General features: G+C 54.1%; 25 protein-coding genes and 1 tRNA gene. 15 read left to right on the top strand and 11 right to left on the bottom strand.

The window, feature by feature from the left end; genetic code table 11:
- Positions 1–573 precede the first annotated feature (573 nt).
- The 9 genes from A3GO_RS0116685 to A3GO_RS24215 all read left to right on the top strand — a co-directional run bounded on the left by A3GO_RS0116685 (position 574) and on the right by A3GO_RS24215 (position 7,572).
- Positions 574–1,797 carry a tyrosine-type recombinase/integrase gene (locus A3GO_RS0116685; RefSeq protein WP_029134375.1) on the top strand — a complete coding sequence of 408 codons (1,224 nt, stop codon included), beginning with the start codon at positions 574–576 and terminating at the stop codon, positions 1,795–1,797.
- A 275-nt stretch (positions 1,798–2,072) separates the two neighbouring features.
- Complete coding sequence (locus A3GO_RS26730; protein WP_084610179.1) at positions 2,073–2,282, top strand: helix-turn-helix transcriptional regulator; 210 nt, start codon at positions 2,073–2,075, stop codon at positions 2,280–2,282.
- Positions 2,279–2,539, top strand: a complete 261-nt coding sequence (locus tag A3GO_RS24220; RefSeq protein WP_037375700.1) for a helix-turn-helix transcriptional regulator — start codon at positions 2,279–2,281, stop codon at positions 2,537–2,539. The genes A3GO_RS26730 and A3GO_RS24220 overlap by 4 nt, the downstream gene beginning before the upstream one ends.
- A complete protein-coding gene (locus A3GO_RS0116675) occupies positions 2,536–3,000 on the top strand; it encodes a hypothetical protein (protein WP_029134374.1) in 465 nt (154 codons plus the stop codon). The genes A3GO_RS24220 and A3GO_RS0116675 overlap by 4 nt, the downstream gene beginning before the upstream one ends.
- A 31-nt stretch (positions 3,001–3,031) precedes the next feature.
- The gene (locus tag A3GO_RS0116670; RefSeq protein WP_084610177.1) at positions 3,032–5,041 is read left to right on the top strand and encodes a PriCT-2 domain-containing protein; all 2,010 of its coding nucleotides are present in this window, start codon (positions 3,032–3,034) and stop codon (positions 5,039–5,041) included.
- 218 nt (positions 5,042–5,259) lie between these two features.
- Positions 5,260–5,886, top strand: coding sequence for a hypothetical protein (locus A3GO_RS0116665; protein WP_029134372.1), 627 nt, complete (start codon positions 5,260–5,262; stop codon positions 5,884–5,886).
- Positions 5,879–6,517, top strand: a complete 639-nt coding sequence (locus A3GO_RS0116660) for a hypothetical protein (RefSeq protein ID WP_029134371.1) — start codon at positions 5,879–5,881, stop codon at positions 6,515–6,517. Before A3GO_RS0116665 ends, A3GO_RS0116660 begins: the two co-directional genes overlap by 8 nt.
- A 79-nt stretch (positions 6,518–6,596) precedes the next feature.
- Complete coding sequence (locus tag A3GO_RS0116655) at positions 6,597–7,214, top strand: terminase small subunit-like protein (RefSeq protein WP_029134370.1); 618 nt, start codon at positions 6,597–6,599, stop codon at positions 7,212–7,214.
- The gene (locus A3GO_RS24215) at positions 7,204–7,572 is read left to right on the top strand and encodes an HGGxSTG domain-containing protein (protein WP_037375698.1); all 369 of its coding nucleotides are present in this window, start codon (positions 7,204–7,206) and stop codon (positions 7,570–7,572) included. Before A3GO_RS0116655 ends, A3GO_RS24215 begins: the two co-directional genes overlap by 11 nt.
- Positions 7,573–7,619: 47 nt before the next feature.
- On the opposite strand, the gene A3GO_RS0116645 is transcribed toward A3GO_RS24215, so the two are convergent.
- Both A3GO_RS0116645 and A3GO_RS0116640 read right to left on the bottom strand, forming a co-directional pair.
- On the bottom strand, positions 7,620–8,543 hold the full coding sequence (locus A3GO_RS0116645) for a hypothetical protein (protein ID WP_029134369.1): 924 nt from the start codon (positions 8,541–8,543) through the stop codon (positions 7,620–7,622).
- Between the two features lie 453 nt (positions 8,544–8,996).
- Positions 8,997–9,087 (bottom strand) — tRNA-Ser (locus A3GO_RS0116640).
- A 218-nt stretch (positions 9,088–9,305) separates the two neighbouring features.
- Between A3GO_RS0116640 and A3GO_RS0116635 the strand changes: the two genes are divergently transcribed.
- Positions 9,306–9,977 (top strand): Bax inhibitor-1/YccA family protein, encoded by a 672-nt coding sequence (locus tag A3GO_RS0116635; RefSeq protein ID WP_029134368.1) that lies wholly within the window; start codon positions 9,306–9,308, stop codon positions 9,975–9,977.
- 65 nt (positions 9,978–10,042) lie between these two features.
- On the top strand, positions 10,043–10,228 hold the full coding sequence (locus tag A3GO_RS0116630; RefSeq protein WP_029134367.1) for a hypothetical protein: 186 nt from the start codon (positions 10,043–10,045) through the stop codon (positions 10,226–10,228).
- Positions 10,229–10,301: 73 nt separating this feature from the next.
- Here the strand turns inward: A3GO_RS0116630 and serS are convergent, their stop codons facing one another.
- The 6 genes from serS to A3GO_RS0116600 all read right to left on the bottom strand — a co-directional run bounded on the left by serS (position 10,302) and on the right by A3GO_RS0116600 (position 16,632).
- Positions 10,302–11,576 carry a serine--tRNA ligase gene (gene serS / locus A3GO_RS0116625; protein WP_029134366.1) on the bottom strand — a complete coding sequence of 425 codons (1,275 nt, stop codon included), beginning with the start codon at positions 11,574–11,576 and terminating at the stop codon, positions 10,302–10,304.
- Positions 11,577–11,579: 3 nt separating this feature from the next.
- Entirely contained in the window at positions 11,580–11,891 is a 312-nt protein-coding gene (locus tag A3GO_RS0116620) for a DUF190 domain-containing protein (protein WP_029134365.1), read from the bottom strand.
- Positions 11,888–12,262: a fluoride efflux transporter CrcB gene (crcB, locus tag A3GO_RS0116615; protein ID WP_029134364.1), complete on the bottom strand. Its 375-nt coding sequence runs from the start codon at positions 12,260–12,262 to the stop codon at positions 11,888–11,890. The genes A3GO_RS0116620 and crcB overlap by 4 nt, the downstream gene beginning before the upstream one ends.
- A gap of 83 nt (positions 12,263–12,345) precedes the next feature.
- A complete protein-coding gene (locus A3GO_RS0116610; protein ID WP_051302489.1) occupies positions 12,346–13,644 on the bottom strand; it encodes a replication-associated recombination protein A in 1,299 nt (432 codons plus the stop codon).
- Between the two features lie 56 nt (positions 13,645–13,700).
- A complete protein-coding gene (lolA, locus tag A3GO_RS0116605; RefSeq protein ID WP_051302483.1) occupies positions 13,701–14,330 on the bottom strand; it encodes an outer membrane lipoprotein periplasmic chaperone LolA in 630 nt (209 codons plus the stop codon).
- A 1-nt stretch (position 14,331) separates the two neighbouring features.
- Complete coding sequence (locus A3GO_RS0116600; protein WP_029134361.1) at positions 14,332–16,632, bottom strand: DNA translocase FtsK; 2,301 nt, start codon at positions 16,630–16,632, stop codon at positions 14,332–14,334.
- 325 nt (positions 16,633–16,957) lie between these two features.
- Here A3GO_RS0116600 and trxB point away from each other — a divergent pair, with 325 nt between their 5' ends.
- Positions 16,958–17,920 (top strand): thioredoxin-disulfide reductase, encoded by a 963-nt coding sequence (gene trxB, locus A3GO_RS0116595; RefSeq protein WP_029134360.1) that lies wholly within the window; start codon positions 16,958–16,960, stop codon positions 17,918–17,920.
- 46 nt (positions 17,921–17,966) lie between these two features.
- Here trxB and A3GO_RS0116590 read toward each other — a convergent pair whose 3' ends face one another.
- Positions 17,967–18,635, bottom strand: a complete 669-nt coding sequence (locus A3GO_RS0116590; RefSeq protein ID WP_029134359.1) for a flagellar brake protein — start codon at positions 18,633–18,635, stop codon at positions 17,967–17,969.
- 70 nt (positions 18,636–18,705) lie between these two features.
- Here A3GO_RS0116590 and aat point away from each other — a divergent pair, with 70 nt between their 5' ends.
- The 3 genes from aat to infA all read left to right on the top strand — a co-directional run bounded on the left by aat (position 18,706) and on the right by infA (position 20,504).
- Entirely contained in the window at positions 18,706–19,410 is a 705-nt protein-coding gene (gene aat, locus A3GO_RS0116585; protein WP_029134358.1) for a leucyl/phenylalanyl-tRNA--protein transferase, read from the top strand.
- A complete protein-coding gene (locus A3GO_RS0116580; RefSeq protein WP_029134357.1) occupies positions 19,400–20,131 on the top strand; it encodes an arginyltransferase in 732 nt (243 codons plus the stop codon). Before aat ends, A3GO_RS0116580 begins: the two co-directional genes overlap by 11 nt.
- A 154-nt stretch (positions 20,132–20,285) precedes the next feature.
- Positions 20,286–20,504 carry a translation initiation factor IF-1 gene (gene infA, locus A3GO_RS0116575; RefSeq protein ID WP_029134356.1) on the top strand — a complete coding sequence of 73 codons (219 nt, stop codon included), beginning with the start codon at positions 20,286–20,288 and terminating at the stop codon, positions 20,502–20,504.
- Between the two features lie 22 nt (positions 20,505–20,526).
- On the opposite strand, the gene clpA is transcribed toward infA, so the two are convergent.
- Complete coding sequence (clpA, locus tag A3GO_RS0116570; RefSeq protein ID WP_029134355.1) at positions 20,527–22,785, bottom strand: ATP-dependent Clp protease ATP-binding subunit ClpA; 2,259 nt, start codon at positions 22,783–22,785, stop codon at positions 20,527–20,529.
- Between the two features lie 92 nt (positions 22,786–22,877).
- A complete protein-coding gene (clpS, locus tag A3GO_RS0116565) occupies positions 22,878–23,198 on the bottom strand; it encodes an ATP-dependent Clp protease adapter ClpS (protein WP_029134354.1) in 321 nt (106 codons plus the stop codon).
- Between the last annotated feature and the right edge of the window lie 77 nt (positions 23,199–23,275).

The following is a 23,275-nucleotide window of genomic DNA, read 5'->3' as shown; positions in this document are numbered from 1 at the left end:
GCAGGTTTATCCGCGATAATTCTCAGCTGAAGCCACTCCTGCCGCTACGTTTGATCGCCGGAGAGGGGTTTGACCTGTAGGAGGCCCGCCCCGGGCCGAATTCGCGGCGAGGCGCCGCTCCTACCGGGCGAATCGCCAAGCTAAGCCAAAACAAGACCAACACATAATTGGGACAGAGCCAATAAAAAGCCCCGCACGAGGCGGATATCGTACCGATATAGTGTCTGCGGATAGCTGGCGGGGATTGATTCGCGCCATNCCTGGCGCTCACCCTGCGGGCGTTGCCTATGGCAACGTCCAGATCGGCTCCTGCCGATCTGTCGAACCGAGGGTTCTCACCAAATCCTGTGCACTTCACCAAATAAAAAGCCCCGCACGAGGCGGGGCTTTTTATTTGGCGGAGAGACAGGCCCCCAATATTACATTCCGCACCGTTCGCTATCGTTCTATTCATCGTTCATATTCAGTCACTTATAAACATCATTCGTTCTGGACAATTCGGTATCATTCGCTATAATCCTAGTTAATTGGGGGACCATTCGGGGGACCACCAATAGAACAAGGATCAACATCATGGCCATTCACAAGCTATCACCACGCAAAGTCGAGACAGCAGGACCGGGTAAGTATGAGGACGGCGCCGGGCTTCGTCTAGTCGTCTCTCCGGGGGGCGCAAAGAAATGGGTGCTTCGGTACACCATTGCCGGGACGCGCCGGGAAATGGGCTTAGGTAGCCTGCCCGATGTGGGGCTTGCTGAAGCCCGGGAAACCGCCAGCAGATACCGCAAACAGGCCAAGGCCGGTATTGACCCCATCGAACAGCGACAGGCTGACAAGGCGGCGCAGTTGGCAGAGAAACGAAAGGGAATCACATTCGATGAGTGTACCCGCGAATACCTGGCCAGCAAAACAGCCGAGTTCAGCAACCCCAAGCACAAACAGCAGTGGGCCAACACGCTACGCGACTACGCCAGCCCGATGATTGGCAATCTGTCAGTGGATGCCGTGGCGTTGCCCCATATCGTCAAGATCCTGAAACCGATCTGGCAGACCAAGACCGAGACCGCCACCCGTGTACGTGGCCGTATCGAGTTAGTTTTAGCCTGGGCTACCGTCTCCGGCTTTCGTGAGGGTGACAACCCCGCCCGCTGGAAAGGCAACCTTGATGCCGTGCTACCCAAGCCCACGAAGCTGAAGAAGGTCAAACACCACAAAGCTATTGAATGGGAAAAAATAGGCGAGTTCGTGCAGGTACTCCGCAACCGGGAAGAGTCGGCAGCCCGGGCGCTGGAGTTCCTGATTCTGACCGCTACCCGGTCGGGCGAGGTGCGCGGCGCCTTATGGGGTGAAATAGACCTGGATGCCAAGACCTGGACGATCCCAGCCGAGAGGATGAAGGCAGGCAGGGAACACACCATCCCGCTTTGTGACGATGCAGTGAAGCTGCTGAAGTCCCTGCCCCGCTCCGAAGAGAATGATTTTATATTCCCCAGCGCACGGGGCAAGATGCTGTCCGATGTGGTCCTTGCTAAACCTCTGAAGGCGATAGCACCGGATGCCACCGTACACGGATTCCGGTCCACGTTTAGAGACTGGTGCGCAGAGTCCACCAACTACCCGAACGAGGTGGCCGAGATGGCCCTTGCGCACACTATCGGCAATGCAGTCGAGAAGGCATACCGGCGCGGCGATCTGCTGACCAAACGCACCCGGATGATGGCTGACTGGTGCCGGTTTATAAACACCCCGGCAAAGTCTGGTGAGGTGATCAACATTCGCGGGAAGGAGGCAGGATAACGCGAAACCTTATGTAACACATTGTATAACATAGATATTGTTATTTGACCGTTCTAGCTATGTCTTGTAACTTCAGACCATAGCTACTCAAATTCAGCGTACTGAACGAGTGGTGCAGACTCGGATCATCGAAGAGATACCCCGCTGAGTAGCCGGGTCTTTTCACCGGAAGGTCAGCCACTCCAAAGGCACGCCATCAACCCTTTTAACAGGGCTAGGATGGGTGCCTTTTTTCATTGTTGCCCATTACAGCCCCGGACGTAACGGAGGCAACAATGGCTGCCGATTTGATTGTAAGTGAACCAGGGTTACAGCATTACCTGGACGCGGAACATAACCTATCCGTCTCTTACTCAACCATTCGACGGTTGGAACATCGAGGCGATTTCCCCAAAAGATGCAAGCTCCCCTTTCGCCGTGTCGCATGGCAACGGCGCGACGTGGACGCATGGGCGCACAGTGTCGCTAATGGGGGTGAGTCGTGAGAAAGATCATCTTCAAGCGAGATGTACCCATCTCAAATACTGTCCTCTGGCAACTTCAGAAGGACGGCCTATTCCCTCATTCATTCAAACTACACGGTTCAAAAACCGTTGCGTGGTATTCGGATGAAATCGACAGGGTTCTAGCCCTTCGCGCAGCCGGCGCCACCGATGGGCAGGTCCGTGAACTGGTCGATCAGATCCACATCGAGCGGAAACGGACAGCCGAGGCAATCATAAACGGGGGTGCTGCATCATGAACGAGGACAACGCCAATGCAATTACCCAGACCCCACGCGGAGTTAATGATGCTGCTGGTTCTGACACTCCTTATTGTCGCCAGACTGCCCGGCAGTATCTGACCCGGTGGTATCGGGCAAACGCGATGCTCACCCACCTGAAAACCAATCTTCGAGGTAGTTATTCGGCAATACGCGAAGCCCACCCGATCCGCACCGAAGCGCGGGTGCTTTTAGTCGAATGGTTGCGCTTGGCAGGGCGTGAATGGATACACGCTAAGCACCCTGCCTGGCAAACCATTTACTGTTTTTTGGGCGACCTTTCCAGCGAGCGGAAACCGATAGTCGATAACGGCGAAATGCTCGCATTGATCAACGGCGCAAGGCTCGACCGGTTAGCACCAAACGCTACGACTCGATCTTTCCTTATCCAGCTCGAACGGTTGACCATCAGCACAAGAAATAACGCCCCGGTTTCCTGAACAAACCGAGGCGCTATGAGGTACTTCAAAAATGACAAGTAAAACTCTACCCGACTGGTTGGTTCCGGTCAATGAACACCAAATCGCTTCGCACCCTGCATCCTGTGATAGCTATATCCGTCATGGGTGGAGGCTCGTACCCATCCCTCCAAATACCAAGGGACCAACAACCAAAGGTTGGAACAGACCAGAAAATGCTATCACTGATCCGGCGCAACTCTCCCACGGACACGGCTTCGGCCTGGCTCACGCCTACTCTGGCACGATGGCGCTGGATGTTGACCAATGGGATCGGGCAAAGCAGGAACTCAGCGCCCACGGTATCGACCTTGATCAGCTTTATGACGCCCCGGACGCCGTGACTATCGAGTCAGGCAACCCAGGACATGGGAAGTTGCTTTACAGGATGCCTCCCGGCCTTGTGTTGCCCTCAAAGAAGCTGATTGATACTGATCCCAACGGATTGAAGTTCAACTATCTGGATCTGAGGTGTGGCACCTCGAATGGGTTAACCTGTCAGGACGTATTGCCGCCGAGCCGGTACCTTGAATCAGATCGCTGTTATCAGTGGGGAGGCCGGGGACATTGGACCCGGCTGCCGGAGATCCCCGGTCCTCTGCTGGCATTCTGGCGCCGACTGATCGAACAGGAGCAGCGACCTGCATCAACGGCTGCCGGTTCAGATCATGCAGACTGGCAGACAATCCGGGATGCCCTCGAACATATATCACCTGATGTTGATCGTGCTGAATGGGTTTCCGTTGGCATGGCTTTACATTGGGCCGGGGTGTGCTCTGGCGATGCGGAAACAGCCTTCAACCTTTGGGACGAGTGGTCCGCCAAGTCTGAATCAAAATATCGAGGACAGCGGGATCTGTTGACCCAGTGGCGCAGCTTCAAGGCGGACAATGGGATAACCTTGGGTACACTTTTCAAATTTGCCAAGGATGCAGGATGGAGCCGACCCGCACCAGATCCGGCAACCCTGTTTGCTGGTGTGACGCTCCCGCAACTATCGACCAGCGCCCTACCGGCCAACCTTGACCAGTTCGCCCTTAACGGCCAATCGGCAGAGATGGAAGCGCGGATGCTGGAGGATGTTTTTGTCTTGGGTCGCATTGCGATACTTGGACAGTCAACTGTTATCTTCGCCAAGCCCAATTCCGGCAAAACTCTTTTATCCCTCTGGCTACTGATCGAAGCAATCAATGATCAGCGGATGAAGGGTTCAAATGTCTTTTATGTGAATGCCGACGATTCCCACAAAGGACTTGCCCATAAGCTGAGACTGGCAGAGAAGCACGGTTTCAAAATGCTGGCCCCAGGCTATGCCGGGTTTAAAGCGTCAATCCTCGTGGACGTGCTCAACCAGATGATTGCGAGCGGTGAATCACGTGGAAGGGTTCTGATCCTCGACACACTCAAAAAGTTCACGGATCTGATGAAGAAAGATCGTGCAAGCGAATTTGGCGAAGTGATCCGCCAGTTTGTTTTGCACGGTGGGACCGCGGTCATGCTGGCCCACGTTAATAAGCACCGGGCGGAAGATGGGAAGGTGATCTATTCGGGCACGTCCGATTCTGTGGACGATGCCGATTGTGCCTACACCCTCGACATTGTGACCGATGACACCGCAACCGGGATACGTACCGTCAAGTTTGAAAACTTCAAAGCACGGGGGGCTGTCGATCTTGAGGCGGTTTATCAGTATGACGCCTCCAGCGAAGCCAGTTATCTGGATCGGTTGGATTCGATCAAACAGCTATCCGATCGAGAAAAGACAAGAGCCGAACGATTCAAGAAGTATGAAACGGACTTAGACGGAATCGACGCGATTCGGATCGCAATCAGCGAGGGAACCGTCCTTAAAACTGAATTGGTTAAAACCGCTACCACGCGGAGCGCATTGAGTAGGCGAACCATTGTCCGAATCCTCAATGAGTACACCGGAGCAGATATTAATAATTTCGAGTTTTGGAATCTTTCTGTAGATGCGGCCAACAAAAACGCGCACATCTACAAGCTGAATTCGACGATTTAGAGGGAGGGGGGGTCCCCCGGTAAAACTAAATACTGGGGAAACTAAGAAAACTGGTAAAGGTGGTAAAACTGCGCCGTTACTGAGTTTTACCAGTTTTCAGTTTTACCACCCCACCCCCTATAGGTGAACCAAAGTCGAATTCTAAATGTGATCAACAACCCCAATGGGGTTTAACCAAAAACCGCGCAGAGCGGAACTCTGCAAATCAGGAGAACGTAATGAAATTTACCGACATGCTCAAATCGAAACAGCCCACCACCGAACAGGCACGGGCAACTGTCACCAACCTTGAATCGAAAGTTGCAACCGCAACCGACAATGCCGCCCAGGCTGAAGCAGAACTGAATGCCGCCCTACTGGCCCATGCAGAGGACAGCATTGATCAGGCAACCTTGACCAAGGCTCGGAAAGCCGCTACCGATGCAAAACAGGCCGTAGCAGACACCCAGGGCAGCCTGACAGCAGCCCGTCATCGTCTGGCCGATGCAGAGGCCCAGGAAGCCCAGAACCAAAGGGAGAAGGCGCGACAGGCTGCCACAACCAAGGCAAGCGAGCGGGTAAAACTTTCCACCAGGATCGAGAAGAAAGTTGCCGCACTTGCCGAGGATATGCGCGAGCTTCAGGCGCTATCCGAGGAGATCCGCCAGGGCTATCCAGGGCAGCTTGATGCGGCTGCCACACTGACCGGACCCCGCGACACGTTCAACGCGATGATGGAAACCCTGTGGCGTCATGGTGTCGTGTTGGATGGGCCATTTAGTCAGTGGGAATTGGAGCGCCGCCCCTCGCTCGCTGAAAAAATGAACACCGCGCAATCTTACATGGAGGACATGACCAATGTCTGAAGAAATTTACACCGATAGCGACGGTCTTGTTAACAGGGTCGAACCCGGCGAAGGTTCAACCATAGAGATCGGTTCCGATGCCTTCACCGCGGATCAGCTTGCCCAGCTTCAGGAGTGGGCAGAGATTGACGGCTGGTTGCCGGAGGATGCCACCGGGGAAGGTGAACCGGGCGAGGCTACCGAACAACCCGAGTTCGACCTGCACACAACCCACACGGATCTTTATGGTCAAGAAGTCCGCGGGATGGATTATAAATTCCCCCCTCCCGCTCCCGGGTCCGAAGCAATGGACCTGACCGAACAGCAGTCTGTGATGGCTGCGTTTGCCGCTGAAGGTATCCCGGCTGACCTTGGGGCCGAGTTTGCGAACGTCTGGAATAAGCATGTTTCAGAGCCAGTGGATGCGGAAGCCTATGAACTCAGCCGGGCGCAATCGGTTGCGCAACTCGAAAAGGTCTATGGTGATCGTCTGGATTCAATTGTCGAAGCCGCACAGTCCGAAGTGGATAGGTTGGCCGTTCGGTTGCCGTGGCTGCAGGACGCACTCAAGCAGACCACCTTGGGGCACGATCCTTGGCTTATCGGTACGCTGGCAAATCTGGCAGAAGCCAGACGAGCGGCAGGCGGATGATCGGAAGCCGGGGTATGGGGAGCAGTTAAAACCCCATACCCCGCACACATGTTTCAATTAACGAATTGGAGGAACACCCGTGGAATCATCATCTACCCAGCAACCATGGCAACCAGGGCAACCCGGCAACCCGACCACTACTCAGCAACCAGGCACCCCGTTTGCTAACAACCCAACACCCTGCACCCCGGCAACGGCAAAGGCACCCCTGCCACCGGTCAACCTGCCGCCTGACCTTCCCGCATGGCTGGCCCCAAGGCCCAAATTTAACCGGGACGATCTGGCCGAGCTGCTGGGGTATCTGCGCAACGGCAAAAGCCTGACCGCCTTCTGTCGGGATCGAACCCTCGACCCCGGCGCCCTTCGCCAATGGATACACGACGATGCCGAACGGCTCACCCTGTACCGGGATGCCCAGGCGCTGGGTGCGGAACTGATCGAAGATCAGATCATGGATATATCTGACGGGACGGATCAACCCAACGGCATCCCCAACGACATCCAGCGCGATGCACTCCGGGTGAACACTCGTAAACATCTGCTTGAGGTGTGGAACCGGGATCGGTATGGCAGCCGTGCCAAGGTTGAAGTGGGCCTATCCATAGACCTTGGGCCACTGATACAGGAGGCACGGTATCGGGTGGAGAGGTCCAAGGGGCGAACCTATGACGGGGAGGTTTTAACCGATGGCACGTAAGAGCGGTGTCCTGGCTACCCTCATCGGCAGCCGGTTGACCAAGGCCGACAAGGCCCAGATCGAACACATGAGCCCGGCTGAAGTTGATCAATGGGTGGAGGCCCGACTGGCTGACAGACAGGCCCGGGGGCAAGCAAATCGTAAGGCCACCCGGGGCACCCCAAAAGCACAACGCCCAGCCTGTGGAGCCAAGACTCGGGCCGGTGGCCGCTGCAAGGCTCCCCCGGTCTGGGATCGGGAGCGGAACCAGCCGAGGAATGGACGCTGCCGGATGCACGGGGGCCTTTCGACGGGACCAAAGACGGAGGCCGGTAGGCGGCGGGTTGCGGAGGCGGCTAGACGGAAGCGGTCCGGGTGATTTAGTTTGTTGCTGTCGCACCTACTATTTACGAATTGAGAATATGCTTAAAACCGTTTTCTAACCGCATCAATTTTTTCACATGTCCCTTTGTACTCGACATATGAACTTTTCAATGTTTTTGGCCGAGCTATCATACTCATAGTTCCAAGAATTCGATTGATAGAAATAGATATATTGCTATTGTCACTCATTATATCTACTTCTATGTGTTCATCGTTATAGACATTCGTATTTCCGATTTTACTTTTTGATACTCTGTGAAGCGTCTTATGGGTATCATTCAAACCAAAAACATATCTTTGTTCCTCGCCTTCTTCAGTTCTCCCAGCTATTTTTACCTTTGATTTAGTTTCACACTCAATCCATGTCAGCGGATGAACTTTTCGGGCGATACTTTCGTCTTCAAAATTGAGAGTGATGTATCCTGAGTGTTTTTCATCATCGGCACTAAGACCGATACAGGCTAGAACGATATATGTGTTGCCTATTTTCCATCCAGTCTCCTCAGCTATATGGTTGATTTCAATAGTACTATTCGTGTCCTTGCTAATGGATACTTTCTGATTTCTGCTCAAACTTAATTCACCAGCAGGATTACCGTATATCGCTCTTAGTTTTTTCAGAAACTTGGGACATTGTGTATCTAACCCAAAGTCCACTTCGAACGTAGCGCCATAACTATACTGCGGTCCATTCTCAGTATCGGTCACAACGACTTGATCATGCCCATGAATACCATTGATATTCACGTCTTTACGTTTCAGCCATTTAGTTTTTCCATCTTTTGATATTTCGGGTGCTTCATTATTCGGTAGGCTTTTCACAATCCTACTATTTTTAAATTCAGACCAATCGACTGATCCCCATAGTGATTTACTCAAGAGGTAACCTACGTCATTTTTCTGCAAGCTAGATGCAAATAAATTTGAGGTCAGTGACCATATAATTAAAAAAGCCAAAAATTTCATGCGCCTCCTCATTGGCATGTGTAGCCAGAAATAACCCTCAAACACGAATTATATTCAGCATGCAGATTTACCCAATAAAAGGCAATCGTCAACCCTTCCACAGGCCCGGTGGATAATATTTTCAAAATTTTATTCTCGGGAGCTGAGTTGATCCCCCCACGACACAGAACAACCCGGCATCCCGGCCCCCACCCCCGGGGTACCCCCCTATGCCTGGATTCGATATGCAAGGATGCGCGGCTACCGGTTGCCCGGAGGTGTGGCGCCGGGTGGTGTGGGGCTGCCGATCTGCTGGTGGATCTGTCGAATGAATGGACCAATTAACCCGGTATCAGGTCTTATGAACTACCCGGCTACACCATCGAATTGAAACAGAAAGGGGGACTGACTGGGGGACCGATAGACGGCATCCTTGCCTAACTATCTGATTTGCATAGTAATTATGCTTTGAATTGGCGGAGAGACAGGGATTCGAACCCTGGGAGGGCTACAAACCCTCGCTGGTTTTCAAGACCAGTGCATTCAACCGCTCTGCCATCTCTCCAGAATTTTGAGTTGCGAAGAATACCCGATCCGGAAGGGTTCCGCCAGTACTTGCACGCACTATTTTCAGGCCTTGATTTATTGAACATTCGCCTCAATCCAGTATGCTATGATCATTTCAAAGACTATGAACCAACAGGCTATTCTATAGTCATACTAGACAGATCAACCGTTCTATAAAACCTGCATAACCATCGGATTTATTGGAGAAAATGCAACATGAATCGATTTAACCAGACTATCGCACAACCGGCACAAAGTGCACTTGCGGTAAATAAAGTCATTAAGAACACCTACATGCTGCTATCGGCCACGCTGTTCTTCAGCGCCATTATGGCGATGGTTTCCATGTTCCTTGCCATGCCCCCCATGGCCTATCTGATTTCCGTGATTGGCGCCATGCTGTTGGGTATGTTTGTACTGCCCCGTACCGCCAACTCTTCCTCCGGTATCGGGGTGATCTTCCTGATCACCGGTATGCTCGGTTTTGGACTGGGCGCCATTCTCACGCTCTATCTGCAACTGCCGCACGGGCCACAGACCATTGCCACCGCCCTGGGCGGAACCGGTGTGATTTTCCTGGGTCTCTCAGGTTATGCCCTGACCAGCAAGCGTGATTTCAGCTTCATGGGCGGGTTTGTGTTTGCCGGTATGCTGGTTATGATCGTGGCCATTATCGCCAACATCTTCCTCCAGCTGCCCTTCCTGTCACTGGCCATCTCGGCTGGCGTGATGTTGCTGATGAGTGCCTACATCCTGTTCCAGACCAGCCAGATGATGAATGGCGGCGAGACCAATTACATCTTTGCCACCTACAGCCTGTACATGGCCATTTTCAACATCTTCATCTCTCTGCTGCAGATTCTGGGCGTGTTTGGTGGGGATGACTAACCGGTTCAACTGGATAAAACCCGTTCAGACCCCGGCTGATGCCGGGGTTTTGTTTGGAGGAGTCGATGGATAATATCTGGTTACAGATCGCGCTCGCCGCTACCATGGGGATGATGCTGTTCTTCCTCTATCCGAGAGCCAAGCAGTGGATGCAAAACGGCCCCAAGGCCGAGCAGGGTGACTGGATGGCGGCAGTAATTCCACTGCTTGCGGTGGTGGGCTTCGTGCTACTGCTGATCATGCTGGTCTGAACACGGGCACCACGCTTTTCACAGCAATAAAAAACGCGGCACAAAGGCCGCGTTTTTTATTGCTGGAGTCAGCTCAAGTCAACCGTTCAATACCGCCCATGTAGGGCCTCAACACTTCTGGAACCACGATGCTGCCATCCGCTTGTTGGTAGTTTTCCATCACCGCAACCAGGGTACGTCCAACCGCCAGTCCCGACCCATTCAGGGTATGCACCAGTTCGGGTTTCCCGGTTTCCGGGTTACGCCAGCGCGCCTGCAGGCGACGTGCCTGGAAGTCCTCGAAATTGGAACAGGATGAGATCTCCCGGTAGGTGTTTTGAGCCGGCAACCACACCTCGATATCGTAGGTCTTGGCGGCGGAGAAGCCGATGTCACCCGTGCAGAGTGTCACCACCCGGTAAGGCAACTCCAGCATCTGTAGAATTTTTTCCGCATGCCCTGTCAACTCCTCGAGCACCGCATAGGACTCCGTGGGTCGAACGATCTGGACCATTTCCACCTTTTCAAATTGGTGCTGCCTGATCATGCCCCGGGTATCACGACCATAAGAGCCCGCCTCGCTGCGGAAGCAAGGCGTCTGGGATACCCATTTGCGCGGCATATCCCCATCCTCGATGATCTCTCCGCGTACCAGATTGGTGACCGGAACTTCGGCTGTCGGAATCAGATAATAGGGTAACTCTCCAGAGAGCTTGAACAGATCCTCCTCAAACTTCGGCAGTTGCCCGGTTCCCTGGAGACTGTCAGCATTCACCATGAACGGGACGTAGGCTTCCGTGTAGCCGTGTTCACTGGTGTGGGTATCCAGCATGAACTGGGCCAGAGCCCGATGCATGCGGGCGAGCGGTCCCTGCATGGTGACAAAACGCGAACCGGTAATTTTTGCCGCTGTTTCGAAATCCAGCCAGCCCAGGGCACTGCCCAGATCCACATGGTCCCTGGGCTCGAAATCTAACTTTTTTGGCTCGCCCCAGCGACGCTCCTCCCGGTTGTCCGCCTCGTCTTTGCCATCGGGAACCGAGCTATGGGGGATATTCGGCAACCCCAGGGCGATCTCGCTCAGCTGCTCCTGGACGTTATTCAGCTCATCCTGCGCGTTCTTGAGTTTTTCTCCAAGGTCGGCAACCTCCGCCAGTAGCGGCTGGATATCCTCTCCGGCAGCTTTCGCCTGGCCGATCTGTTTGGAGCGACTGTTGCGCTGGTTCTGAAGTTCCTGAGCGGCCACCTGCAATCTTTTTCTGGACTCCTCCAGGGACTGGAACTGCTCAACATCCAGCACAACACCACGCCGTTTCAACTGGTCGGCGGTTGTTTCTAATTCAGTTCTGAGTATACGGGGGTCTAGCATGTTTTATTCACCACTGTTGACTGTTGCCGACCAGCTGACGATATGGCCCGGCTTGATGAGGGAATTCAGATGTTTCAGTACCTGGGACACTTTTTCAGGGGTATCGAAAAATTCCAGAATAATGGGCAAATCCAGAGACATGTCGAGTAGCGATGATGAATGCATGGTGCCCGACTGGCCAAACCCGGCAATTCCACGAAACGCCGTCACGCCGGCCACCTGTTCCCGGTCGTGCAGTAACTCCAGCAGCTGCTGATACTGGTGTCTTCCTTCGGTCAGATAGATACGAACCATGGTTACCGTTCTGCTGTTCATAACTGTCTCCCAAGAATCACGCCAGCCCAGCAGGCAAGTACGCAGGCACTCACCGATAGAAACATATTGAGGCCGGCCTTGACGAAATCCGCCTGCTCGATGAGATTGATTGTCTCAATGGAAAAAGTAGAGAACGTGGTAAACGCACCCAGAAACCCTACCAGCAAGGCACCCCTGATTTCAGGGCTGACGCTCATCCGTTCCAGAAACAGGATATAGAGGAATCCCATCACCAGAGAACCCAGGACATTGACCGTCAGGGTGCCATAGGGAAACCCTCTACCGAACACCCCATAGATACCGTTGGAGACCCAGAAACGCATCAGTGCGCCGATAGCTCCCCCCGCTGCAATGGTCAATACCTGGAACAATGTTCACGCCCTGCCGGCACTCAAAAAGAGGTATTTTACACACTGTTAGATGCCCGGAACACAGGACGGCGCGATTAAACCATTCAGCCGCCCGGTTTCTCACCTCGGGCCTTGCTGTCCAGGGTACGCAACCGGTCTAGTTTCTCGGCGATTTTTATCTCCAGCCCCCGCTCTACCGGAAAGTAGTAACGTCTGGGCTGCAGGGATTCAGGGAAGTAGTTCTCTCCGGCGGCATAGGCATCCGGCTCATCGTGGGCATAACGATATGCACGCCCGTAGCCCAACTCCTTCATTAGCCGGGTGGGCGCATTTCTAAGGTGGATCGGAATCTCGTGGGTTCCCGATTCCCGTATATCCTGCATCACCGCCTTGTAAGCGGTATAGACCGCATTGCTCTTCGGAGCACAGGCCAGATAGAGCACCGCCTGGGCGATTGCCAGTTCCCCTTCCGGACTGCCCAGGCGCTCCTGGGTCTCCCAGGCATTCAGGGCGATAGTAAGGGCGCGTGGATCGGCATTGCCGATGTCCTCCGAAGCCATGCGCACCACCCGCCGGGCGATGTAGAGGGGATCGCAGCCGCCATCGATCATGCGGGCAAACCAGTAGAGCGAGGCATCCGGCGCAGAACCCCGCACCGACTTGTGCAGTGCGGATATCTGGTCATAGAAGGCGTCGCCTCCTTTATCGAAGCGCCGGAGATTACCACCCACCACCTCCTCTACAGCGGAACGGTTGATCTCTGCACCGCTTGACAGATCGGCAGAGATTTCCAGCAGATTGAGGGCGCGCCGGGCATCGCCATCGGCGGCTTCCGCAATTAAACGCCGCAATTCCGGCTCAAGCTGCAAGCCACGTTCGCCGAGTCCATGCACCGAATCGCCCAAGGCCTGATCGATGATCTTCTCCAGATCCTCCGGACCCAGACTTTTCAGCACATAAGTGCGCGCCCTGGAGAGCAACGCATTGTTCAGTTCAAAGGATGGATTCTCTGTCGTGGCGCCGATAAACAGCACCGTGCCATCCTCCACATGGGGCAGAAAGGCATCCTGCTGGGCCTTGTTGAAGCGGTGCACCTCGTCAATAAAGAGTACGGTTTTTTGCCCGTTCAGTCTTTGCGCCTCACGCGCCTTGTCCACGGCGGCGCGAATATCCTTTACTCCGGAAAGTACAGCGGAGAGACTGAGAAACTGGGCGCCGGAATGGCGGGCGATCAGGGTTGCCAGGGTGGTTTTTCCAGTTCCCGGAGGCCCCCAGAAAATGAGCGAGTGCAACCGGTCGGATTCAATCGCCATGCGCAGTGGCTTACCCTCCCCGACGATATGCGCCTGGCCAAGAAACTGATCCAGGGTGCGCGGGCGCATCCGGTCGGCGAGCGGACGCATCAACTCAGGGGCATCTTGTGAAAACAGATCGTTGTCCGACACCCAATTGCCTGCGCTTAACGTTGATAAAGGTCGTAGTAATCCGGTCGGGTGAAGACAAAAAAACCGGGCTTGAAAGTGGGATTCTGCTGGATATCGTAAAATTGAAAGCGCGTAATCTGACCAAAGGTGTCGGTCATCTCCATCCGCTGCAGCAGGTTATCATGGAAGGCGAGCAGCACACGTATAAACTGACTCTCCTTGTCACGCGGGATCAGTTCCACCCAGGCAAACCCTTGGCTGTCACCGATATCGACTACTTCAAAATGCTTCTCCACCGGATCACCGCCAATCAGGAACATGGCCGGGGTTCCCTGCAACGCGCCCTCCTGGGTCTGTACGCTCACCTGCTCCAGTTCAGGATCCAGCAGCCAGATCTGGCGACCATCGGCGATAATCTGCTGCTTGTCAGGCTCTGAATAGTCCCAGCGAAAACGGCCCGGACGCTGCATGGAGAAAACCCCCTGGGAGCGTGCCGCCTGACGCTGCTGGGGATCCAGTACCGACTGTTCGAAATGGGCCTGCAGACTCTGCATATCGGTGAGAAACCGCTCCATCTGCTGCAAAGACGAACTGGCCGAAACAGGGGCCACAATCAACAATAACAGCAGCAAAAGCCATTTATGGGTCTTCGAATATTTAATCACATCACATCTCTGGGGGTGGAGGTGCCAGCACTTCACGGTTACCGTTGGACTGGGCGGGAGAGACGATACCGGTCCGCTCCATCTCTTCAATCAATCTGGCAGCCCGGTTGTAACCGATTTTCAAGCGGCGCTGCACCCCTGAAATGGAGGCACGTCGCGATTCGGTAACAATCTGCACCGCCTCATCGTACAGGGGATCGCTGTCCTCCGTATCCCCTGCTTCACCAGAGAGACCCGGAATCATCTCGGTTGGTTCCCTGAGTATCTCCTCGATATAGTCAGGTTTGCCGCTCTTTTTCAGATGATTAACCACCCGGTGCACTTCATTATCATCCACGAAGGCGCCGTGCAGACGCTGGGTAAAGCTGCCGCCGGGTTGCAAATAGAGCATATCGCCATGACCCAGCAGATGCTCCGCCCCCATCTGGTCGAGAATGGTTCTGGAATCGATCCTGGATGAGACCTGGAAGGCGATGCGGGTGGGAATATTGGCCTTGATCAATCCGGTAATCACATCCACGGAAGGCCGCTGGGTGGCCAGCAGCAGGTGAATACCCGAAGCACGCGCCTTTTGAGCCAAACGGGCAATCAATTCCTCTACTTTCTTGCCCACCACCATCATCATATCCGCCAGCTCATCGATGATCACCACGATATAAGGCAGACGCTCCAGGTTCGGCACTTCCTGGGCCTCGAACAGCGGGTCCGGCTGGAACAACGGGTCCTTGATCGGCTCGCCGCGCTTTTCCGCGTCACTCACCTTCTTGTTATAGCCGGCGATATTTCGCACACCCAATGCCGCCATCAGTCGATAGCGTCGTTCCATTTCACCCACACACCAGCGCAGGGCATTGGCCGCCTCCTTCATGTCGGTGACCACCGGCGTCAGCAGATGGGGGATGCCCTCGTAGACCGACAGTTCCAGCATTTTGGGGTCCACCATAATCAGCCGGACCTCTTTGGGCGAGGCCTTGTACAGTAGACTCAGGATCATGGCGTTGATCGCCACCGATTTACCGGAACCGGTGGTACCGGCAATCAGGGCATGAGGCATCTTGCCCAGATCCGCCACGGCGGGGTTGCCCGCAATATCCTTGCCCAGGGCGAGGGTCAGGCGGGATTTGGCCGAGTCATAGGCCTCCGACTTCAAGACCTCGCTCAGAAAGACCATCTCCCGATGTTCATTGGGAATCTCCAGACCAATGACGCTCTTGCCGGGGATCACCTCGACCACACGGACGCTGATGGTGGAGAGCGCACGCGCCAGATCCTTGGACAGATTGGTGATCTTGCTGGCCTTGGTACCCGGCGCCAACTGGAGCTCAAACAGGGTGATGACCGGCCCCGGGTGAACCGCCACCACCTCCACTTCAATACCAAAATCCTTCAGTTTCAATTCGACCAGCTGTGACATGGCGGCGAGAGCCTCTTTGGAGTAACCAAGACCGCTCTTTCTCGCCTCATCCAGCAACCCCAGGGGCGGCAAACCACCCTCCTCCACCGTATCGAACAGCTGAACCTGCTTCTCCTTCTCAACCCGCTCGCTGGTCTTGACCTCCCGAATAACCGGCTCGATCTTGGGGGGGACTCGTTTCTCGATCCGCTTCTTCTCGGCCTTGAAGGTTTCGCTGCGGCGTTTCTTCACCTCCCGAGCCTTACGCGCCTCCGCAAATCGGCCCTGGAATGATCCCAGATAACGCAAAAAACGCAGTACCAGAGCGCCCACGCCATCCATCACCCGGAACCAGGAGATCCCGGTAAACAGGGTAAATCCGGACAGCATCAGGGCAAGTAGCAGCAGGCTGCCCCCGGCAAAGCTGAATACACTGACCAGTTGTTGCTGGAAGAACGCCCCCAGCATGCCGCCTGAACCACCCGGTAAAAAGGTGGCGATGTGGGATAGATGCAGTGCCGCCAGACTGCTGCCGGCGGTAAGGGTCAGCAGGAAACCGACCCAGCGCAGGGAGACCATGGGGATATTCAGGCTGTTGTCCGGATTCCGTTCCTTGAGAATAAGCCAGCCGCTCCAGCCGATCATCAGCGGGAACAGATATCCCCACAGCCCAAACAGATTCAGCAGCACATCGGCCAGCCAGGCGCCAACCAGTCCGCCCGCATTTTCCGCAGCCTCGCGCGCGCCGGCATAGGACCACCCGGGATCATTGGGAGCATAAGTCACCAGCGAAAGCATCAGGTAAGCCGAAATAGCCACCAGCAGTACCAGCGCCCCCTCTCTAAGCCGCTGTCCGGCAACGCTTCCCCGGTCATTCTGCAACTGTTCTGTTTGACTGGCTTGTGCCAAGGTATTCACCAAAGTAAAAAATGGATTTTAAATTATATAGTTAGAGTGGCTATTTAGTCTAATTTGATAGCTGTTGACGGGATAAAGCCCAGCATACTTTGCCTGGAGGAATCTTCGCCGAATCGATAAAAAGAGTCTTTACCCTCCATCACGCTTTACGTACCATCGTCACCCATCTTGCCCTTGGGCTTGAGAGCCAAAAGGTAACGGGCGTTATCTGTCACTGTTACGGAAACCCCATGGTTATATATATCTTTATTGCCTGATCCACCCCCCTGTCTGGATGTGGTTCAGTCTGCATGGACATTCGCAGGAGTAATTATACATGAGTGATACCAAGCATTGCCGTCTTCTGATCCTCGGATCGGGACCCGCGGGCTATACCGCCGCCGTCTACGCCGCCAGAGCCAACCTGCAACCCGTGCTGATCACCGGCATGGAACAGGGCGGTCAACTGACCACCACTACCGATGTGGACAACTGGCCGGGTGATTTCGCCGGCGTGCAGGGCCCGGAACTGATGGACCGTATGCTGAAACACGCCGAGCGGTTTGATACCGAAGTGATCTTTGACCATATCCATACGGCGGAACTGACGCAGCGCCCATTCCGGCTGACCGGCGATCAGGCCAGCTACACCTGCGATGCCCTGATTATCGCCACCGGCGCATCGGCCCAGTATCTGGGACTGGAATCGGAAGAGAATTTCAAGGGACGCGGCATCTCAGCCTGTGCCACCTGTGACGGTTTCTTTTACCGAAACCAAAAAGTAGCCGTGATCGGCGGGGGCAATACCGCCGTTGAAGAGGCGCTCTATCTCTCCAATATCGCGTCCGAGGTGGTCGTGGTCCATCGCCGGGATAAATTCCGTTCCGAAAAGATCCTGTCCGATCAGCTAATCCAAAAGGCGGAAAATGGCAATGTCACCATCGAGTGGGACCACGTGCTGGATGAGGTTCTGGGGGACCAGAGTGGGGTCACCGGCATGCGAATCAAGAACGTCAAGGATGGCAGTACCAAAGAGATCGATTTGATGGGTATCTTCATCGCCATCGGGCATAAACCCAATACCGATCTGTTCAAGGGGCAGCTTGAGATGCAGCACGGCTACCTCTCCGTCACCGGTGGACTGGAGGGAAATGCCACGCAAACCAGTATTGAGGGCGTGTTCGCTGCCGGGGATGTGGCGGATCACGTCTATCGTCAGGCAGTTACCTCAGCCGGCAGCGGTTGCATGGCGGCACTGGATGCCGAACGTTACCTGGATGCAAAAGAATCAGCAAAATAAGCAGATGCCGGGCACCGGGCAAACGCATCCGTCCGGTGTCCGCTATTCAGTTTTCGCCATTTTTCAGTTGCAGTACACAATTATTGAGCAACACTTCCTGAAGCCGGTTGACCTTTAGAAACGAGATACCGCAACAGTATCTCGCATCTTCCTGATCCTGCTTGTCGCTGACGACTGAACGATTGCAGATCTCTGTCAGCACCATTATCTGCTCACTCTCTCCACACACATCTATATCCAGTTTCATGACCAGCCGTTCGCCCTTGCGACCCAGTGGATCAAGACTCTCCAACCTTGCGCCCGTCATGCTGAGATCCTTCACCAACACCGGTTGCCACGCATTGTCGTCGTCCGCGTGCCTGGTATTTCTGACCAGCGCGGGCAGATTGGTGTTGACCCTTTCCGCATTCCGTACGGCGAGACTCTCTATCTCTGACGGATAGCTCATATGAAGATGGGGATATGGCTTGCTGGCCGAGTGGGTTACGGTCGTAACAAACCCCAGCACCTTGCTGCCGTGCAATAGACGCACCGCAAAGCGCACACCCTCTTTTATAAACTGTATTTTATCGTGGATCGTGGGCGTGGTTACAATCACCCCCTTACCCGGCAGCGAACCGATTAACGTGACGGTGTAGCGATCATGAAACTCCGGCGAGATTCGCTGTAACTGGAGCAACTTTCCAACATGTAGATTCAGAATATTTTCGGGCATGGAATTTATTTCAAGATACCTATAATGTTCATATCGCAGAGATTCATCAAAAAGGCAAGCGCTGGTAATTATGATTTCATTGCTTGATCCAGACAATCCGGAAGAGCACTTTCCACCGGTAGAAAATGCAGAACAGGAACCGGACGGCCTTCTGGCGGTGGGCGGTGACCTTTCACCCACCCGCCTGCTGAATGCCTACCGGCACGGCATCTTCCCCTGGTATTCATCTGAACAACCGATACTCTGGTGGGCGCCTGATCCCAGAACAGTGCTCTTTCCGGAGAGCATCAAGATCTCCCGGAGTCTGGCGAAAACCTTACGCAACCGCAACTACCAGTTCACCTTTGACACTGCATTTAGCGAGGTGATCAACGCCTGTGCCATGCCGCAACCCGGCCGGGAGGAGACCTGGATTACCGAGGAAATGAAACAGGCATATATCCAACTTCACCAACTGGGATTCGCCCACTCTGCGGAGATCAGGGAAAATAACCGGTTGGTCGGCGGGCTCTATGGAATCGCCATCGGCCGGGTGTTCTTTGGTGAATCGATGTTCAGTCTGGAACGCGATGCGTCTAAAATTGCCCTGGTACATTTGGCCCATAGCCTGGCTGACAAAGAGTTCGGGCTGATTGATTGCCAGGTCTACACCTCACATCTGATTTCTCTGGGAGCCGAGGAGATTGAGCGCAGACACTTCTGCGATCTTCTGCAGCGCTTCTGCAATCAACCAGGATTTATCGGGAGTTGGACCGAGGGTATAGATGAATCGTGAAACCAGACGTTCAAGAATGGTACAGCTCTACCAGACACCGGAACATGACTGCGCCTACCTCGACGAAAGACAGGCAAGGAGTCTGTTTGTCGACCCGTACCGGGCTAAATCGATGCCGCTCTACGAAGCGCTGATCGACCAGGGATTCCGACGCAGTGGAGACATGATCTATCGCCCGGATTGTCGTGACTGTAAACAGTGTATTCCGCTACGCATACCGGTGGAGGAGTTCAGACCGCGCCGCTTTCAACGGCGCATCTGGAACAGACAGCAGACGGCTTACCAGGTAACCGAACAACCGGCTGAATTTGACCCCGCCCATTTCGAGCTGTTTCAACGCTACATGCGGTCCCGCCACCCCGATGGCGAGATGGCGGCCACAACCGAGGAGGGTTATCAGCAGTTCATATCCAGTAATTGGGCTCTCAGCAGCAGCTTCGCATTCTACCAGGACACAAAACTGATCGCCGTCGCGGTCACCGATATACTTCAGAACGGTCTATCTGCCGTCTATACCTTTTTTGATCCGGAGCTTGAACGGCACAGCCCGGGCGTTTTCTGCCTGCTTTGGCAGATACAGGAGTGTAAAAGACGCCGACTCCCCTGGCTTTATCTCGGCTATTGGGTACCGGATTGCCGGAAAATGTCATACAAGAGTCAATACCTTCCCCACGAGGTGTTCATTGATGATGAGTGGGTCAGGGTTTCGAAGCGTAAATAAAGTGAAAGAAGCACCGTATATTGCATGAGTAGACAAGTAAAAATATGAACAAATCACTTGCCTTATACTGATTTTCACTCATAATTGCCCGCTTATTTCGGCTGGCAATGTGCTATAATCCGCCGCCAGCAACTCAGGGTAACCAGGAAACCGAATGGCAAAAGAAGATTTTATTGAGATGGACGGCACGGTCATTGAGACCCTCCCCAACACCATGTTCCGCGTTGAGCTGGAAAACGGCCATGTCGTTACAGCCCATATCTCCGGCAAGATGCGTAAACACTATATCCGCATTCTCACCGGAGACACTGTCACTGTTCAGTTGACCCCTTACGATTTGAGCAAAGGCCGCATCACCTACCGCGCGCGCTAACCGAAATGTTCGATGCGCTGGGTCAATGTATGGCGCAGCCCTCCATCTCCAGCGTAAGCTCTCCTTCGACTACCGTCACTCTGATGTGACCGCCTTCCGACAAGGAGCCAAACAGCAGCTCTTCTGCCATTGGCTTCTTGATCTTCTCCTGGATCAGGCGCGCCATCGGGCGGGCACCCATGGTTGAATCATAGCCGTGTGTTGCCAGCCAGGCCTTGGCCTCATCATCCAGCGTCAGAGTCACATGCTTCTCTTCCAGTTGACCTTCGAGCTCGAAGATAAACTTGTCCACCACATTGCTGATCACGTCCAGCGGCAATGACTTGAACTGGATGATTGCGTCCAGCCGGTTGCGGAATTCGGGTGAGAACATTTTCTTGATCGACTCCATACCATCACTGGTGTGATCCTGGGAGGTAAAGCCGATTGAAGCCCTGGCCATCTCACCGGCGCCGGCATTCGTGGTCATAACAATAACCACATTCCTGAAGTCAGCCTTGCGACCGTTGTTGTCGGTGAGTGTGCCGTGGTCCATCACCTGCAGAAGCAGATTAAATACATCCGGATGTGCCTTCTCGACCTCATCCAGCAACAGCACGGAATGCGGATGTTTACTAATCTCCTCGGTCAACAGCCCTCCCTGATCAAAACCGACATACCCGGGAGGTGCGCCGATCAGACGGGAAACCGTGTGCCGCTCCATGTACTCGGACATATCGAAGCGAATCAGCTCAATACCCAGAATTCGCGCCAGTTGTCGGGTAACCTCGGTTTTACCCACGCCGGTCGGTCCGGCAAACAGGAAAGACCCCACCGGTTTTTGTTCAGTTCCAAGCCCCGAACGGCTCATACGAATGGCCGCGGTCAGGGTAGAAATCGCCTCGTCCTGGCCATACACCACCATCTTGAGATCACGATCCAGGTTTTTCAGCGCCTCGACGTCAGACACCGAGACACTCTTTGGCGGTATGCGCGCCATTTTGGCGACAATATTCTCGATGTCCTCCACCTCGATGGACTGTTTACGATTGCCGGCATCCTGTAACTGTACACTGGCGCCTGCCTCGTCAATCACATCAATCGCCTTATCCGGAAGATGTCGGTCATTGATATAACGCTCCGCAAGCTCCGCAGCCGTCCGCAAGGCCTCATTGGAGTAGCTGACGTGATGATGCTCCTCGAATCGGCTCTTTAATCCCCTCAGGATTTCAATGGTCTCTTCAACGGATGGCTCCTCTACATCGATCTTCTGGAAGCGGCGGGCCAGTGCCCGGTCTTTCTCAAAGATGCCGCGAAACTCCTGATAAGTTGTCGAACCAATGCAACGAAGCTCACCCGAAGCCAGTACCGGCTTGATCAGATTTGAGGCATCCATGACCCCGCCGGATGCCGCACCGGCACCAATAACCGTATGGATTTCATCGATAAAGAGTATGGTATCCGGCTCCTTCTTGAGCTGTGCCAAAACCGCCTTAAGTCGCTTTTCGAAGTCTCCACGATACTTGGTGCCTGCAACCAGACTGCCCAGATCAAGGGAGTAGATGGTGCATTTTGCCAGGATCTCCGGCACCTCCTTGTCAACAATCTTCTTCGCCAGTCCTTCGGCAATAGCCGTTTTACCGACACCGGCCTCACCCACCAGCAGTGGATTGTTTTTCCTGCGCCGGCAAAGAATCTGAACGGTGCGCTCGATCTCATGGCCACGACCAATCAATGGGTCAATCTTGCCCTGCCGTGCCTGCTCGTTCAGATTGGTGGAAAAGTTATCCAGTGGATTGGAGGAAGGTGAATCCACTTCAATCTCTTCACTGCTCCGACTGATTTCATCCCGCTGCTCAGACTCCCCATGCACCTTGGAGATACCGTGGGAGATATAGTTAACCACATCAAGGCGCGCTATATCCTGCTGATGCAGAAAGAAAACCGCCTGTGACTCCTGCTCACTGAAAATGGCGACCAGGACATTGGCGCCGGTCACCTCATCCCGGCCAGAAGACTGGACATGGTAGACGGCGCGCTGAAGCACCCGTTGAAAGCCGAGGGTCGGCTGAGTCTCATGTTCCGTATCATCCGGCAACAGCGGAGTGGTCTCCTCAATGAACTGGTCAATATCGCGTCGCAATACCTCAGTGTCCGCACCGCACGCACGCAGGACATTCACGGCGGTCGGGTTATCCAACAAGGCCAACAGCAGATGCTCTACCGTCATATATTCGTGATGCCTGTCCCTCGCCTCCATGAAGGCCTGGTTCAGGGTGAATTCTAGCTCTTTACTTAACATGGCTGACCTTGGCTTCCTGGTAACAAGAGTGACTGAAATGGGTGCTACAACCTATTGACTACTTACCGATCCGACAGTTCGAACACAGGGCATCAGGCTTCCTCCAGCGCACAGAGTAGCGGGTGTTGGTGACTTCGGGAAAACTCGTTAACCTGGGCCACTTTTGTCTCCGCCACATCCTTAGTGTAGACCCCACAAACGCCAACGCCACGTGTATGTACATTCAGCATGATCTGGGTAGCTTTTTCACGGTCCATTTTGAAAAAAGACTCCAGCACCAGAACCACAAATTCCATCGGTGTGTAGTCATCATTCAATAACAGGACCTTAAACATAGGCGGCCGCTTGAGCTTCGGTTTGGAAGTCTCAACCGCCAGGCCGCCATCATCATATGGATTGGTTTTATCCGTCATAGCCTAATTCTAGTAAAAATAAACTTTCCGTAAACATCCCGGGCGTTAGCAAGAGAGGGAATTTTCATTCCCTTCAT

Source organism: Sedimenticola selenatireducens DSM 17993 (genome assembly GCF_000428045.1).
Lineage (GTDB): Bacteria > Pseudomonadota > Gammaproteobacteria > Chromatiales > Chromatiaceae > Sedimenticola > Sedimenticola selenatireducens.
This window is presented reverse-complemented; position numbering and strand designations above follow the sequence as displayed.

What these genes read in the sequence shown, in the direction of transcription:
- A3GO_RS0116685 (WP_029134375.1), top strand. Translation starts at nt 574, where the DNA reads ATGGCCATTCACAAGCTATCACCACGCAAAGTCGAGACAGCAGGACCG.
- A3GO_RS26730 (WP_084610179.1), top strand. Translation starts at nt 2,073, where the DNA reads ATGGCTGCCGATTTGATTGTAAGTGAACCAGGGTTACAGCATTACCTG.
- A3GO_RS0116675 (WP_029134374.1), top strand. Translation starts at nt 2,536, where the DNA reads ATGAACGAGGACAACGCCAATGCAATTACCCAGACCCCACGCGGAGTT.
- A3GO_RS0116670 (WP_084610177.1), top strand. Translation starts at nt 3,032, where the DNA reads ATGACAAGTAAAACTCTACCCGACTGGTTGGTTCCGGTCAATGAACAC.
- A3GO_RS0116665 (WP_029134372.1), top strand. Translation starts at nt 5,260, where the DNA reads ATGAAATTTACCGACATGCTCAAATCGAAACAGCCCACCACCGAACAG.
- A3GO_RS0116660 (WP_029134371.1), top strand. Translation starts at nt 5,879, where the DNA reads ATGTCTGAAGAAATTTACACCGATAGCGACGGTCTTGTTAACAGGGTC.
- A3GO_RS24215 (WP_037375698.1), top strand. Translation starts at nt 7,204, where the DNA reads ATGGCACGTAAGAGCGGTGTCCTGGCTACCCTCATCGGCAGCCGGTTG.
- A3GO_RS0116645 (WP_029134369.1), bottom strand. Translation starts at nt 8,543, where the DNA reads ATGAAATTTTTGGCTTTTTTAATTATATGGTCACTGACCTCAAATTTA.
- A3GO_RS0116635 (WP_029134368.1), top strand. Translation starts at nt 9,306, where the DNA reads ATGAATCGATTTAACCAGACTATCGCACAACCGGCACAAAGTGCACTT.
- A3GO_RS0116630 (WP_029134367.1), top strand. Translation starts at nt 10,043, where the DNA reads ATGGATAATATCTGGTTACAGATCGCGCTCGCCGCTACCATGGGGATG.
- serS (WP_029134366.1), bottom strand. Translation starts at nt 11,576, where the DNA reads ATGCTAGACCCCCGTATACTCAGAACTGAATTAGAAACAACCGCCGAC.
- A3GO_RS0116620 (WP_029134365.1), bottom strand. Translation starts at nt 11,891, where the DNA reads ATGAACAGCAGAACGGTAACCATGGTTCGTATCTATCTGACCGAAGGA.
- A3GO_RS0116610 (WP_051302489.1), bottom strand. Translation starts at nt 13,644, where the DNA reads ATGCGTCCGCTCGCCGACCGGATGCGCCCGCGCACCCTGGATCAGTTT.
- trxB (WP_029134360.1), top strand. Translation starts at nt 16,958, where the DNA reads ATGAGTGATACCAAGCATTGCCGTCTTCTGATCCTCGGATCGGGACCC.
- A3GO_RS0116590 (WP_029134359.1), bottom strand. Translation starts at nt 18,635, where the DNA reads ATGCCCGAAAATATTCTGAATCTACATGTTGGAAAGTTGCTCCAGTTA.
- aat (WP_029134358.1), top strand. Translation starts at nt 18,706, where the DNA reads ATGATTTCATTGCTTGATCCAGACAATCCGGAAGAGCACTTTCCACCG.
- A3GO_RS0116580 (WP_029134357.1), top strand. Translation starts at nt 19,400, where the DNA reads ATGAATCGTGAAACCAGACGTTCAAGAATGGTACAGCTCTACCAGACA.
- infA (WP_029134356.1), top strand. Translation starts at nt 20,286, where the DNA reads ATGGCAAAAGAAGATTTTATTGAGATGGACGGCACGGTCATTGAGACC.
- clpA (WP_029134355.1), bottom strand. Translation starts at nt 22,785, where the DNA reads ATGTTAAGTAAAGAGCTAGAATTCACCCTGAACCAGGCCTTCATGGAG.
- clpS (WP_029134354.1), bottom strand. Translation starts at nt 23,198, where the DNA reads ATGACGGATAAAACCAATCCATATGATGATGGCGGCCTGGCGGTTGAG.